This is a genomic window from Metabacillus idriensis, assembly GCF_009674765.1.
GTDB classification, from domain to species: Bacteria; Bacillota; Bacilli; order Bacillales; family Bacillaceae; genus Bacillus_P; species Bacillus_P idriensis.
Genome location: NZ_WKKF01000001.1, coordinates 1,047,506 through 1,061,251, shown reverse-complemented (window position 1 = coordinate 1,061,251; position 13,746 = coordinate 1,047,506). Strand labels below are relative to the sequence as shown.

13 protein-coding genes are annotated in these 13,746 nt (G+C 40.7%); 1 reads left to right on the top strand and 12 read right to left on the bottom strand.

Translation table 11 applies throughout. The features are described from left to right. Positions 1 to 33: 33 nt before the first annotated feature. From GJU41_RS05190 to GJU41_RS05180, 4 genes are all read right to left on the bottom strand, one after another. On the bottom strand, positions 34 to 1,863 hold the full coding sequence (locus GJU41_RS05190; RefSeq protein ID WP_070877116.1) for a PAS domain S-box protein: 1,830 nt from the start codon (positions 1,861 to 1,863) through the stop codon (positions 34 to 36). A 270-nt stretch (positions 1,864 to 2,133) separates the two neighbouring features. Next, positions 2,134 to 2,307 (bottom strand): hypothetical protein, encoded by a 174-nt coding sequence (locus GJU41_RS24615; RefSeq protein ID WP_165970935.1) that lies wholly within the window; start codon positions 2,305 to 2,307, stop codon positions 2,134 to 2,136. 54 nt (positions 2,308 to 2,361) lie between these two features. Continuing rightward, entirely contained in the window at positions 2,362 to 3,021 is a 660-nt protein-coding gene (locus tag GJU41_RS05185) for a carboxymuconolactone decarboxylase family protein (protein ID WP_070877117.1), read from the bottom strand. Between the two features lie 103 nt (positions 3,022 to 3,124). Next, positions 3,125 to 5,242 carry a peptidoglycan D,D-transpeptidase FtsI family protein gene (locus GJU41_RS05180; protein ID WP_070877118.1) on the bottom strand — a complete coding sequence of 706 codons (2,118 nt, stop codon included), beginning with the start codon at positions 5,240 to 5,242 and terminating at the stop codon, positions 3,125 to 3,127. Positions 5,243 to 5,626: 384 nt separating this feature from the next. Between GJU41_RS05180 and GJU41_RS05175 the strand changes: the two genes are divergently transcribed. Further along, on the top strand, positions 5,627 to 6,385 hold the full coding sequence (locus GJU41_RS05175) for a CAP domain-containing protein (RefSeq protein WP_070877119.1): 759 nt from the start codon (positions 5,627 to 5,629) through the stop codon (positions 6,383 to 6,385). Between the two features lie 82 nt (positions 6,386 to 6,467). Here GJU41_RS05175 and GJU41_RS05170 read toward each other — a convergent pair whose 3' ends face one another. From GJU41_RS05170 to GJU41_RS05135, 8 genes are all read right to left on the bottom strand, one after another. Beyond that, the gene (locus GJU41_RS05170; RefSeq protein ID WP_070877120.1) at positions 6,468 to 6,950 is read right to left on the bottom strand and encodes a GNAT family N-acetyltransferase; all 483 of its coding nucleotides are present in this window, start codon (positions 6,948 to 6,950) and stop codon (positions 6,468 to 6,470) included. Beyond that, complete coding sequence (locus GJU41_RS05165) at positions 6,938 to 7,813, bottom strand: NAD(P)-dependent oxidoreductase (protein WP_070877121.1); 876 nt, start codon at positions 7,811 to 7,813, stop codon at positions 6,938 to 6,940. Before GJU41_RS05165 ends, GJU41_RS05170 begins: the two co-directional genes overlap by 13 nt. 26 nt (positions 7,814 to 7,839) lie before the next feature. Next, positions 7,840 to 8,340: a hypothetical protein gene (locus tag GJU41_RS05160; protein WP_070877122.1), complete on the bottom strand. Its 501-nt coding sequence runs from the start codon at positions 8,338 to 8,340 to the stop codon at positions 7,840 to 7,842. Further along, positions 8,337 to 8,810 (bottom strand): hypothetical protein, encoded by a 474-nt coding sequence (locus GJU41_RS05155; protein WP_070877123.1) that lies wholly within the window; start codon positions 8,808 to 8,810, stop codon positions 8,337 to 8,339. The genes GJU41_RS05160 and GJU41_RS05155 overlap by 4 nt, the downstream gene beginning before the upstream one ends. A gap of 78 nt (positions 8,811 to 8,888) precedes the next feature. After that, positions 8,889 to 9,674, bottom strand: coding sequence for an SDR family oxidoreductase (locus tag GJU41_RS05150; protein WP_070877124.1), 786 nt, complete (start codon positions 9,672 to 9,674; stop codon positions 8,889 to 8,891). Positions 9,675 to 9,784: 110 nt separating this feature from the next. After that, entirely contained in the window at positions 9,785 to 10,813 is a 1,029-nt protein-coding gene (splB, locus tag GJU41_RS05145; RefSeq protein WP_070877125.1) for a spore photoproduct lyase, read from the bottom strand. A 1,014-nt stretch (positions 10,814 to 11,827) separates the two neighbouring features. Then, positions 11,828 to 12,070 (bottom strand): transcriptional regulator SplA domain-containing protein, encoded by a 243-nt coding sequence (locus GJU41_RS05140; protein WP_070876746.1) that lies wholly within the window; start codon positions 12,068 to 12,070, stop codon positions 11,828 to 11,830. A 37-nt stretch (positions 12,071 to 12,107) separates the two neighbouring features. Next, positions 12,108 to 13,646: an ATP-binding protein gene (locus GJU41_RS05135; protein WP_070876747.1), complete on the bottom strand. Its 1,539-nt coding sequence runs from the start codon at positions 13,644 to 13,646 to the stop codon at positions 12,108 to 12,110. Between the last annotated feature and the right edge of the window lie 100 nt (positions 13,647 to 13,746).

The window sequence follows — 13,746 nt, the reverse complement described above, 5'->3', positions numbered from 1 at the left end:
ACTGGCCTGTGAATGGTCTAAGTCCATCGCAGGCTAGTTTTTTTCAGTTTCAGCCGATGGCAGCTTTAAAGTGAAGACCGTGCCCTGTCCAAGCTCGCTCTCAATGGATATGCTGCCTTTATGGTTTTCAATAATTTTATATGTGATCATTAAACCCAGTCCTGTTCCCTTTTCCTTGGTTGTATAAAATGGCTCACCTATTTTTTTCAGGGCTTCCGGGGGAATGCCTTCACCCTCGTCTATTACATGAACAAGAATATAATCTCCTTCTTTAATGGAGGACAATGTCACTTTTCCTCCTTTAGGCATGGAATCAATTGCATTTTTTATTAAATTGATAAAGACCTGTTTTATTTGATTCTGATCACAATTGATCCACATCTGATCTTGCTGGTGCTGATGCACAATCATGACGTTATTCATGATGGCCTGTGTTTCAAGCAGGGTTGCAACATCCCCAATCAGCGTATATAAATTCGTTTCCTTTAAAATTCTTTCCTGGGGTTTTGCAAGCATAAGCAGTTCACTCAAGATGAGTTCGATCCGGTTTAATTCAGAGAAGACAATGTCAAAGTAGGTCTCTTCTCCTTTTCCTGCAGAACGCATTAGCTGAAGAAACCCTTTGATTGCTGTCAGAGGATTCCGGATTTCATGGGCTATTCCAGCTGCAAGCTGACCTGCCACGGACAATTTTTCAGAACGGAGCATCAGCTCTTCTGCTTTTTTCCGGTCTGAAATGTCTCTTAAAATAACCTGTACAGCAGGTTCACCGAAATAAGTAGTTGGGATGCAGACCATTTCTGTATAGATTGTACTGTTTTTATATGTATGCCATGATTGTTTAGTTACTTCAACATCCGTTCTTAAATGGACGATATTATGCAATTTTTCTTTGACCTGCTCATGATATTCAGGGTCCAGGGAGGAAAAGATGCTTTTTCCCAGCATATCTGGATAATCATCTGCTTCAAATAGCTTTACGCCTGATTCATTGATAAACACCCATTTTTCCCGATGAATGACGGCAATCGTATCAATGGAGTTTTGAATGAGAAGCTGATACCTCTCCCGGCTTTTTTGCAGGATTTTCTGAAATTTTTTTCTGGATGAAATATCAATAAGAACAACCAGCTCTGCCGGCTGCCCGTTAAATAGCGTGGGTGCTGCTTTGATTTCTACTTCGACCGGAGTACCATCAAGTCTTCTCCACGTTTGTTCAATAAGCCCTACATACGATCCCCTCTGCATTCTTTGAATGCGGTTCTTCACAATATCATGATAGTCGTGATCTATAATATCGAGCACATCTAATCCAAGCAAATCTTCCTTTGAGGTTCCCCCAAGCAAATCGATCAGAGCCTGATTCACATAGCATAACTGGCCTTTTTGCGAGATGAATAAAGGACAGGGCATCCTCTTAAGCAGTTCCTCTGCATATAGGTTTATTTCTTTTGCTTCATCGGTTAAAAGCGGATTATTCAATTGGACAGGTTTTGACCTGTTTTCCTGTTCACTGGATTTAAGCAATTTTATTTTAAGAACGATTTGATTTTCCTTTTTCGCAGAAGTCGTTTTAATAAAATCAACCGTTGCTTCAAGCCAAATAAACGTTCCATTTTTCATTAAAAAACGAAATGTGCATGGATGGAGGTGGTGTTCATTGTAAAAATAACTCTCAACTAAAAATAAATCATCTTTATGGACATAATCCTTCATGAAAGTTCCTATAAATTCTGCACTGGTGAAACCGAGATGCTCTTCACAGTTCAGTGACATAAACTGAAATCTTCCATTTTCATTCATAACTGCAAATAATTCAGCCTGCGGCAATACTTGATATTCGGTTTCTGTCTCTTGCTTCATGCATTGCCCCCCTTTTTATGTTCTTTTCACATTTTATTAAACGTGCCTGCTGCTGGGATTGACCGGCTAAAATGAGCGTAATGCGGCAATGACGAGGAATTAAATGCAGATCAGCCATTCAATGAGGATGGTCTTCGTCTACAGAACGTTCGATTTTACTTAACAAAATTCGATTTTCTTATCCAAAATTCCTCTCTAATTTCCTGAAAAAGTTAATTTTTTTCATTAAAGGATGAAAATAAAAGAAACCGGGAATGCCCCGGCCTCGTATTATTCTTTATATTCGCCAAAATTTTTGGCTGCTTTTTCTTTTTTTGCTTTCTCTTTATGGGCAAGGTTGGCTGCTGCACTGCCGAATTCCCCGCTGAATTCAGAGTCGATTTTACTTGAGTCGAACCCTTTTTTGTTTTTTTGATTTGCATCGTTTTTGTTCGTTTTTGACATTTCATTTCACTCCTCATCAAAGATTATCCTTAGTGTTTTCCACTCATGGTGCGGCTATTCTTCACTGCTCTGCTCATAAGATTGAAGCATATTAACAGCATGAGTGACAGCTCCCCCTGATCTGAGCAGGGCTGCAGTCATAACGGCTTCCGCCAGTTCTTCCTTTGAACAGCCTTCATTTTTAGCTTCAGCGGTATGCGCCGCAATGCAATATGGACATTCAGAAGTATGCGCAACAGCAACCGCGATTAATTGCTTCAGCTTAGCGGTAAGCTTTCCTTCCTCTGAAGCTTTTGAAAAAAATGCCCTTGCCGTCTGCTGTATTTCAGGAGAAAGATCCTGCAATGTATTGATGTTTGCTAAATCATCTCTGCTGTAAAATGATTCTGCGAGCTTGCCGTCGTAAGCACGATGCATCTGAGTACGGTGAGCATAAGCGCCGCCTGCTTCAATTGCTGCTGCAGTCATGACAGCTTCAAATAATTCCTCGAGTGATGCTCCTGCTTTTTTCGCTTTTTTTGTATGGAAATCAATGCAATAAGGACATTCAGTTGCATGAGACACAGCAACTGCAATGATTTCTTTTTCCTTTCTTGTTAAATGGCCCTCGCTCAAAACTGCTTTGCTGAAAGCAATATACGATTGATAAAGATCAGGCGCAAGCTCGGGAAACCTCTTCATGAGCTGGATATTTTCAATTGAGTAGAACCCCATATTATCCCTCTTTTCTGATGATGAGATTATTTTTTCCTACTATATAATTCGTTACTCATTTAATAAAAAAAAGCTTCCCTATAAAGGAAAGCTCAAGTCTTGATTATTCTTCCGTGTTTTCAGCGGTTCCTGCAGGTGGTTCCGGTTCAGCATTCGGATCTTTTGGTTCGAGGTTTGCGTATGCTTCAATTGCTCGTTTTGCGATGTATTTGTTTACTGGATGGCCCGCTCTTAAACCTGTATATGGAACAATAACACTAATAGCTACTTCTGGTTTTGAAGCGGGATAATATCCTACAAATGCAAGGTTATTAGTGTCCGTCCCATAATATGCACGTTTGCTTTCCTCAGCATAATAACTTGTCTGAGATGTTCCGGTTTTACCAGCAACATCGTATTTACCGAATATACCGGCTGCTGTCCCCCCTGTTTTCGTAACAGCTTCAAATCCCCGCTGAACTTGGCGGATGTCCTCTTCTGAATTGTTAATACGATTTAAAATACGGGTTTCGTGTTCCGTTACTATTGAACCTAGTCCTTCTTCTTCAACAGGAGAATGAATGCTATTAACAATTTTAGGTTCTACACGGTATCCTCCGTTTGCAATAGTTGACACATATTGAGCCATTTGGAGTGGAGTATACGTATCAAACTGACCGATGGCCATATCAAGCAGTTTCCCAGGATTATCTGCTGTAGTTTGCTGACCTATTGCTTCATTAGGTAAATCAATTCCAGTTTTTACACCAAGACCAAACTGACTGTAATAGTTTCTCATTTGCTGATAATCGCTAGATGATGCATCAAATGGTCCTTTAGGAACATAGGTTTCTCCTGCAATTTCCATTGCAACACGGAACATATAGACGTTAGAACTTCGTTTAAGTGCTGTTATATCATTAACAGGTCCCATGTTCCGAACGGATTTTTTAATTGGCGTACCTTTTAGAATAAGAGGTGTATCGTTATAAACGGTACCTCTTGAAATGCCATGCTGATACCCTGCTAAAACTGTAGCCCCTTTAATAGTAGATCCAATTTCATACTGTGTAGTAAAGTTCCCAATTATATAATCATTAATTTTTCCATCTTCAAAATCATACTTCTTTCCTGACATAGCAAGAACGTCACCCGTATTGGGATCCATCATCACGGCAAATGCTCTGTCTGCAAGATGATTTCCCGTTTTCCCGCGAGCCACTCTAAGCTCTTCTTCTACAATTGTATCCAGCTGCTTTTGAAGTTCAAGATCAAAGGACAGTTTCAGGTCATATCCGCGGCGGCCTTCATCAATCATCGTTTCTGAAATGACCTTGCCGCTGCTGTCGGTTACATATTGCACTTTCGCTTTTCGCGGATTCAGATAGTCTTCATATTGATATTCAAGATTGCTTCGGCCCACGCGTTCATTTCTTGCATAGCCGCGAGCTGTGTAATATGACTTTCTTGCTTCCAGAATTCCCTGCTTAGGAGTCGTAACACTTCCGAAAACGCCCGTTAAAAGGTCTCCATTCGGATATGAACGCTTCCAGTCGGTTATGACATCGATTCCCGGGAGAAGTTCAAGATTTTCTGCTACACGAGTCAGTTCTTCTTTTGTCAGCTCTTCGCCATCAGTCAGACCTGTAGCTGTGACAATCTGAGGCTCGTAGGCATAGCCAGCCGAGAAACGTGTATATAAGGCAACTACTTCAAGTTCGTTTTTATTGCCTTTTAGTTTATTCAGCTCAGTTTCAGGGACACGATCAATTTGAAGCTGATACGTTTCGCTCCCCTTCTTCTCTTTTTCCTTCTCTTTAAGAAGGTTTGCTGCTTCTTCAGGGTTTGCGGCAACCCAATAGTCTTTTAAATCTCTGTCTTTTAAAAATTCGGTTGGAATTTCAATGAGAGATGCAAGTGCTTTTGCTGTTTCAATTTTATCTGATGCTTTCGTTGTTTTTTCTACTGTATATGTGATGGCCTCAACACCAATGTTTTCAACAAGAACATTTCCGTTCCGGTCATACATCTTTCCGCGCGGTGCAGGAAAGCTTGCATAGTTTGACTCAGTGCGGCTGACTTCCTTTGAAAATTCCTCACCCTGAACAATTTGAACAACACCCAGCCGAATGATTAGCGCTACGAATAATAGAAACACAAAGAAAAAGAATACATTGATCCGGATTAAGCGTGTTTTCTTCAATTTTCGCAGATCAGCTTGACTATTACCTGGCTCAGTCAACGAATTATTCCCCTTTCAAAATCGATCCTTAAGTTATGAGATCATTTTAACGTTTTTCAAACTCTATTGTAACACTTGTGTAATACTTGTTACATAAAAAAGGGACTTAAATTTATGTCAAGAAACAATTCAATGAAAAAGTTAGTACCACTGGATATAAATAGGAAGATTTTTCGGCGGCAGAGAATGAGGAGCATTCTTTTCTTGATACTATAAAACTAGTGATAATAATGGTTTGATAACGCTTACTTAATGTAAGTTACATAGACTAAAAGAATGTGTTCTGTCAATGGAAAGCAATGGCTGATATATTACGAAAAACGTATGTTACGATGTTGTTGTAGCAAGAAACACACCAAAAAAACTCTTAGGAGGAATTTTTTCATGAAGAAATCTTTCGTACTTTCAGTAGCGGCAGCAGCCACTATTTTCACATTCAATGCTGGGGGCCCATCAGCAGATGCAGCAGCTCCACAGCAATCAAATATGCAAGTTAAAGCTTACCAAATTGCCGGTCAAAACTGCAATTTAAATCAAGGTCAACAGCAAGAGCTATTAAAGAACATCAACAATCCTGAGCTTCAAAAAATGGTTGAGCAGCAATTAAACCAATTTAAAGCACAGCAAGGCGAAGCTGCGGCACAAGCACCACAAAAAGAGCAAGCTGAAGCTCCAAAACAAGAAGCAGCACCGGCACCAGCTCAAAAAGCTCAGCCAGAAGCTTCTAAAGAAGCAGCTCCAAAGCAAGAGCAAACTCAGGCTTCTGTAAGTGAATTCGAGAAAAAAGTAGTTGAATTAACAAACGCAGAGCGTGAAAAACAAGGCTTAAAACCACTTCAATTAGATGAAGAATTAAGCAAAGTAGCTAAAGAAAAATCAAAAGACATGCAAAGCAAGAATTATTTTGACCACAACAGCCCAACTTACGGATCACCATTTGACATGATGAAGAAGTTTGGCGTTGAGTACACTACAGCTGGAGAAAACATTGCTAAAGGACAAGCTTCACCAGAAGAAGTTGTACAAGCATGGATGAACTCTGAAGGCCACCGTAAAAACATCATGAACGGAGACTTCACTCACATTGGTGTAGGCCATGTAGCTGAAGGCAACTACTGGACACAAATGTTCATTGGTAAATAATAGATTTTCATATTACGAGATAGCTAGAGAATTCTAGCTATCTTTTTTTGTGTTATTGCGCTTCGATGTCTAGCGTCTACGTCTAAATCTTCGGCGCTTCCGCTTTTCTTATGTTCATTTTTAGCCTGACCATATCCATGCACTGGATTCCATTCTCAAAAATAGGTTCCTCGTAATGATCAATGAAGTAATTTTCAATCACTTTTTCCATGCGAAATCCACATTTTTGATAGAGGGCAAGCTGATCTAAGCTGGAGTTGCCGGTTCCAATCACAAGAGTGCCGATATTTAGGCCTGCACATTCATGCTTTGCATGAGCAATCAGTTTTTTCGCTATCCCTTTTCCTCTAGAATGGTCATTAACCGCAAGATTCATTATTTCCATAGATGAATCCCCAATCTGCATCAGCACCAGCACTCCTGCTGTTTTTTTCTCATGCTCCGCAAGATAAATAGATCCTTTTTTGAGGTATTGGTTTATGTTTTGTTCAGAAGGGTCTGCCTCCAGCAAAAGATCCATCGGTGCTTCACTCTTGCAAGGCAGCTTTCTGATTACGATTTCCATAGCTTATATAGAGCCTGTGTCCCGCTGTCACCTTCGCCTTTTTTCTGAAGCTCAGTGTATAGGGAATGAGCGAGGGTTAAGCCAGGCGCATCCATTTTCATAGTTTCCGCCTCTTCAATGGCAATGCCCATGTCCTTTAGAAAATGTTTTACATAAAAGCCAGGTTCAAAGTCCCCTTTCAGCATTCTCGGAGCAAGGTTGCTCAGTGACCAGCTGCCTGCTGCACCTGCTGATATGCTTTTTAAGACATTTTCAGGATCGAGTCCGGCGTGCTCCGCATAAGCTATCGCTTCACTGACACCAATCATGCCTGCTGCAATCGCAATTTGATTGCACATTTTCGTATGCTGCCCGCTGCCTGCTTCACCCTGATAGACAATATTTTGTCCAATCACAGAAAAAATCGGCATGCAGGCTTCAAACGCTTGATGATCTCCGCCAGCCATAATGGATAATCTTGCTTCTCTTGCCCCTACATCCCCGCCTGAAACAGGTGCATCCAAGGCATGGATCTTGCGCTGCTTTGCAAGTTCATATATTTCTTTTGCAAGACTAGGCTTTGAGGTAGTCATATCAATGACATATGTACCTTCTTTTGCAGAGCGCATAATGCCTTTTTCGCTTAAATAAATTTCTTCAACATCAGATGGATAGCCAACCATTGTGAGGATATAGTCCGATTGTGAAGCAAGCTCTTCAATGGTTTCTTTCCACACTGCACCTGCTTCTATCAGTTCAGCTGCTTTTTCTTTCGTTCTTGTATAGACAAGCACCGGATATCCGTCGCTTAGCAGATGCCCTGCCATGCTTTTCCCCATTACGCCAGTCCCGATAAAACCGATTACACCTTTTTTCTCAGTCATTAGATCCTCTCCAATCAAAAAGCCATCTAAATGATGGAAGACTTTTCTTTTAGCTTATCATATTCTTTGGTGACAAAATGAAAAAAAATGATAAAGAACGTTTGAATAAAGAGATAAACCGGAAAGGAGTATTGCATTTTATATCCTTTGCTGAAATCAAAAATACCGACTAATACGGCAATCCATTCATAAAAAACAGAAAACACCGACCAGATAATGATATAGCCAATCGTAAAGATGCCCCTGATTCTCCACTGCTGGTAGAGATACAGAAAAAAATAGCCAAAAAAACCATACATGCTGTAATAAATAAAATCCCAGACCTCAAATTTTGGAGAATCATTTACATCATAAATATCATAAGGCGGAATCGCTAAAATATGGTCGGCCGTCAGTCCAATAAAGGCACTGAATGTGAAAATAAGAATCGTAACAGCAGCCGGAAACTTTTTTGGAAGCTTAACAGCTAAGAATAATCCTGCTGCTAATGTCATGATAATATAGAGTTCATTAATGAAATCCTTCATCTCATAGTGACCCCCTTTTTCAGGATCGGCCGGAATAAGCGAAGACCTATAATCCCTGAAAAATAGAGCAGAGCAGAGTGGAGAACAGGAATCAGCCATCTATTTTCTTTATAGTTCATTACGCGGAAATAAGAACAAAGTTCCTCCATCGATATGATCAAAGTTATAGAAAAGAGCAGCAGAACAAGTTTTGCGACTGTACTTTTCAACATAAAATTCATATGAACGACCATTAGAAACAGAAAGGGAATAATGATAATTCTCTGTAAAATAATGACCGTCATGGCAGTAGGTGTTTCGTAAGCCGATGCCCATCCCAAATTCACAGTGATGATGGAACAAAAGACGTTATTTGCAATCGACAAAATCATAAAAACGAAGACGGATTCTAAATGATTTATTTTTTTCGGAAAATACACATACAAATGAATTGCAAACCAGACCAAGATCGCAGCGAAGACTATCGCCATTATTTATGCCACCCTTAGCTTTAATTTCTCTGGTTTAGTGTACTTCCGGCATGCTATTTATATACAGATTTTACGTACCTAAACGGATTTCACCATACCTCCGTCAATTAAATGTGTCTGTCCTGTCATATAGCTGTTGGCATCTGAGAGCAGGAAAAGAACATACGCAGCAAATTCGGATGGTTTTCCGTAGCGTCCTGAGGGAATTTTCCGCTTCGCTTCCTCTTCCACCTCACTGACGCTGATGCCCTGTCTGTCTGCTGCTGCCTGATCTAAAGAAGCAACTCTGTCCGTTGCAATTCTGCCTGGTGCCGCTGTATTGATCAAAATTTTATAGGGAGCAAGCTCTGATGCAAGGGTTTTGGTAAGACCGACAATTCCAAGCCTGAAGGTATTCGATAAAATTAATCCGGGTATTGGTTCTTTTACGGAGGACGAGGCGATGTTGACAATTTTACCGCCCTTGCCCCTCATATATGGAATCACTGACCGAATAAGGCGAACATGGCTTAAAAGATTTAATTCAAACGATTTTTGCCAGTCCTCATCACTCATTTGTTCAAAAAGGCCTGAAGGCGGCCCGCCTGCATTGTTCACCAGCAAATCAATTGTTCCAAAACGCTTCACCGTTTCTTGGACGAGCTGGTTAATCTCATCTGCATTTGATAAATCGCATGCTTTATATTCAACGAGGCCTGAATATTTTTCAGAAAGTTCTTCTTTCACCTTATGCAGCTTATCAGGGTTTCTGCTTGTAATCATGACATGAGCGCCTTCTTTTGCAAGTTCTTCAGCAATAGCCCGTCCCAATCCTTGACTTGATGCTGCAACAAGTGCCACTTTTCCCTTTAATCCGAGTTCCATCACTAACACTCCCCTTATATTTACTTATTTTTATAGTAACAGCACTGAATGTATTTTGCTTTAATAAGGATTCAGAAAATAGAAAAAACAAGGGGTGCATCCCCTTGTTTTTAGGTGAAGTATTCAATCTTCGCATTTGGAAAGAAGTCATCAATATACGTCTCCAGTGTTTCTCTTAGATCCGCTTCCTCATCCTTTTGATAAATGTATTTGCCGATTCCGTATCTTCCCCATTTGTAGCGGCGGTCATCTTCATTCATTTCAAGCTTGGATTTCGGATAGTTTTTTTCAATAACACGCTTGGCAGGTTTAGTAAAACGGTGCTGTATCATTTCGAATGTAATGTCATCACGAGCTTCAGGAGGCAGAAGCTGATCAAGCTTTGAAAATAATTCGTAATATCCTTCACGCCATCCTTCATGAATATATATAGGCGCTACGATAAAACCGAGCGGGTATCCTGCCCCTGCTACTTTGACGGCCGCTTCTAAACGCTTATCAAGCGGTGAAGTGCCAGGTTCAAAATTTTTTATGACATAATCCGCATTGATGCTGAAACGAAAACGAGTTTTACCTTTATGATCGGCATCCAGCAAATGATCGACATGATGAAACTTTGTAACAAAACGCAAGCGACCCATATCCGTATTCCCGAAAAATTCAATCGCTCTTTTTAACGAATGAGTCAAATGATCGATTCCAACAATATCAGACGTACAGGAAGCTTCAAACCGGGTGATCTGAGGGGTCCGTTCTTCCATATATTCCTGCGCCTGCTGAAAAATTTCTTCTGTATTCACGTATGTGCGGATATAAGGTTTAGAGCCCATTGTCGTCTGCAGATAACAGTAATGACAGTGCCCCATACAGCCTGTTGCAAGAGGAATTGCATATTCAGCAGATGGTTTGGAAGAATCAAATTTAAGCGTTTTGCGCACCCCTACAACCAGAGTGGATTTTGCATTTCGATATTTCTGCAGGTCATTTTTTCCGGGAATATTCCGCACCTGGTTATGTGAAGTCGTTTCCCTAATTTCAAGACCCATCTTTTCGAATTTTTCTTTCAGCTCCACTCCAAGAGGATATTCAAGCGCCCTCGGCTCAATATAGACAAGCTGCGGCACAAATGGTTTTACCATGAAGTCACTTCCTTTTATTCAAAACAGTATATCCTTAAGGTTTGTTTCGGAAATGGTTCGTATTCTTTTTAAATATTTCCTATACAGAAAAGCGGAATCGCCCGTTTAGCTCCGACAGACAGATAAGGATCAGCCAGTTAAGGCGCTTTTTGCCTTTGCTGGCTGATCCGTTCTGGCCGAGGAGTTGGGCGATGGAGCTAGACACCACGAAATGCGGAACCGACTGTTCAGACCCGACAGACAGATAAGGATCCGACAGAAAAGGCGCTTTTTGCCTTTACTGGCGGAGCCGTTCTGGCCGAGGGGCTAGAAGGTGGAGCTGAACACCACGAAATGCGGAACCGACTGTTTAGCACTCAAAGACCATCTATGATTCCACATAACCATGATTCAGCTTGAAAAGTGTCCTCAAAGACCGTCTATGATTCCACATAACCATGATTCAGCGTGAAAAGTGTCCTCAAAGACCATCTATGATTCCACAAAAGCATGATCCAGTTTGAAAAGTGTCCTCTAAGGCTTTTTATGATTCCTCATAACCTTGATTCAGCGTAAAAAGTGTCCTCTAAGGCCGTTTATGATTCCAAAAAAACCGTGATTCAGCGTGAAAAGTGTCCTCAAAGACCTTCTATAATTCCACATAACCATGATTCAGCGTGAAAAGTGTCCTCAAAGGCCGTCTATGATTCCACAAAACCATGATCCAGCGTAAAAAGTGTCCTCTAAGGCCGTCTATGATTCCACAAAACCATGATCCAGCGTAAAAAGTGTCCTCAAAGGCCGTTTATGATTCCAAAAAAACCGTGATTCAGCGTGAAAAGTGTCCTCAAAGACATTCTATGATTCCACAAAACCATGATCCAGCGTGAAAAGTGTCCTCAAAGGCCGTCTATGATTCCACATAACCTTGATCCAGCGTGAAAAGTAAAGATCAGTCTGATATATTGTCCAGAAATATCCCGTAACACGATCATTAACAAAAACCTCCGCAGCCTGGGTGGCTGCGGAGGTTAACTACTCATACTGCTCATAATCAAATAACTTATTATACATTACTTCCGCCTCTGAGTAGGACGGAAATATTGCGTCTTCTTCATCTAATAAATGGTAGGAATCATGAATAAACAAAGCTTTTTGCCCAGGCTCTGTCGGATGATCGACCACTTCAGCTTCCTGAATATTGGCTACATTTGCAGCATGCGGATTGCGGTAGATGACATACACCTTGTCCCCTGCATTAACATCTTTCTTTTCCATCATACATCACCTATCTTTGCGTTTGATGATGTTAGTTTCACCTTTTTAATGAATGTGATGCAGGAAATGTGATGTGTGCGCTGGTTCCTTCTCCATGTTGACTAGTGATTGTTAAGTTTCCCTTATGCTGGCGGATGATTTTTTCCGTTATGACAAGGCCTAAGCCTGTCCCTTTTTCTTTTGTGGTAAAGAAAGGTTTTGTTACCTCGCTGATCATTTCTGCTGGAATGCCTGGCCCTTGGTCTGTGATGGTTATTTTAACATCATCATGATCCGCATAAGCATCTACAGCAATCTTTCCGCCTTCAGACATGGCATCAAACGCATTTTTCAGCAGATTGATCAACACCTGCTTCAGCTGATTTTCATCTCCTTCAACGGAAGGGAGTTCCCCATTGCACCTGAACTCAATACCAACATTTTTAAGGGCGCTTTCGGTTGCGAAAAAACGGATCATTGAATCGATCAGCTTTCTCATATTTATTTCTTTCTCATGAACGGCCTGCGGTTTTGAAAGAATCAGGAATTCGCTGACTATACTGTTCATGCGCTTCAGCTCTTCCAGCATGATTTTCGTATAATGCGGGTCTATGATTTCCTTTTTTTCATCCATCATTTGAAGAAAACCTTGTATGACGGTAAGGGGATTTCTGATTTCATGTGCAACTCCAGCAGCCATCTCGCCTGCTACTTTAAGCTTTTCCTGCTGAAACAGCGCAACCTCTTCCGCTTTTTTTTCGGTCACATCCCGAATCATTTCACAATAAGCGATTAATTGATTTTCATGGCTGTACAGCGGAGTTGTTGTTACTTCCACTTCTATTACAGAGCCTGATTTTGTCTTGTCACTTCGGGAAGAGACTCCTGATTGGCCGCCGGACGGATAGGGATATTTGCTCCCGACAGTTTCCGTTTCACTCCAGCCGTAAAGCTTCAAGAACGCCGGATTCACTCCTCTGACAGTGTAATCAGGCTCTATTATGGCAATGGCGTCATGGCTTTGAGAAAAAATCAGGTCGAATTTGGCTTCTGTTGTCCTTAGGTTTTGTGAGATTATCTCATTTTGCCGCTGAACCTTCCCCCATAGAAAATTGATAAACTTAATATAGTAGCAAAGGATAACGACAATAATAATGGCAAAGAAAACGTAATACATGACATCAATTCTCTCGAAGGAGGTCGAAATAATTTCGTAGCTGCCTAGAAAAAAGTAAAACTGGGTGCATATTGTTACGGCTCCTGTTATAACCACGTAGGTCATTTTCTGAAAAACAGCACTGAAAATAACTGGGAACAGCAAGAAGATGAAATTGACGATATAGGGATCCGTGTAATTTAAAACAAATAAATAACAGTAAATAAGAGCAAGAGAGCTCCAAACAAAAAAAGAATCCTTCTTTATGAATCTAAGGATGAGTGTATAGCACAATAGAATTACTGCAAAAACAAAGACGATTGGATAATATTTTAAACTTTTCTCAATAAATAAAATAAATAGAGCGTCCAGGATAAAGATAATCCACATAGACTGCAGCAGCAGCTTTTTCCGGACAACTTGATTTTCTTTCCGTTCCAAAAAATCTTCCCCATTCTTTCTGCATTCGAGACTATTTTATCACAGAAGGGTAAAACATGTGAAAATATTGTTAATTCCATATTTGCCAGCGGGGAAAAAG

Bases quoted from the DNA above. Each gene is read 5' to 3' on its own strand.
- GJU41_RS05190 (WP_070877116.1), bottom strand. From the start codon at position 1,863: ATGAAGCAAGAGACAGAAACCGAATATCAAGTATTGCCGCAGGCTGAA.
- GJU41_RS24615 (WP_165970935.1), bottom strand. From the start codon at position 2,307: ATGTCAAAAACGAACAAAAACGATGCAAATCAAAAAAACAAAAAAGGG.
- GJU41_RS05185 (WP_070877117.1), bottom strand. From the start codon at position 3,021: ATGGGGTTCTACTCAATTGAAAATATCCAGCTCATGAAGAGGTTTCCC.
- GJU41_RS05175 (WP_070877119.1), top strand. From the start codon at position 5,627: ATGAAGAAATCTTTCGTACTTTCAGTAGCGGCAGCAGCCACTATTTTC.
- GJU41_RS05170 (WP_070877120.1), bottom strand. From the start codon at position 6,950: ATGGAAATCGTAATCAGAAAGCTGCCTTGCAAGAGTGAAGCACCGATG.
- GJU41_RS05165 (WP_070877121.1), bottom strand. From the start codon at position 7,813: ATGACTGAGAAAAAAGGTGTAATCGGTTTTATCGGGACTGGCGTAATG.
- GJU41_RS05160 (WP_070877122.1), bottom strand. From the start codon at position 8,340: ATGAAGGATTTCATTAATGAACTCTATATTATCATGACATTAGCAGCA.
- GJU41_RS05155 (WP_070877123.1), bottom strand. From the start codon at position 8,810: ATGGCGATAGTCTTCGCTGCGATCTTGGTCTGGTTTGCAATTCATTTG.
- GJU41_RS05150 (WP_070877124.1), bottom strand. From the start codon at position 9,674: ATGGAACTCGGATTAAAGGGAAAAGTGGCACTTGTTGCAGCATCAAGT.
- splB (WP_070877125.1), bottom strand. From the start codon at position 10,813: ATGGTAAAACCATTTGTGCCGCAGCTTGTCTATATTGAGCCGAGGGCG.
- GJU41_RS05140 (WP_070876746.1), bottom strand. From the start codon at position 12,070: ATGGAAAAGAAAGATGTTAATGCAGGGGACAAGGTGTATGTCATCTAC.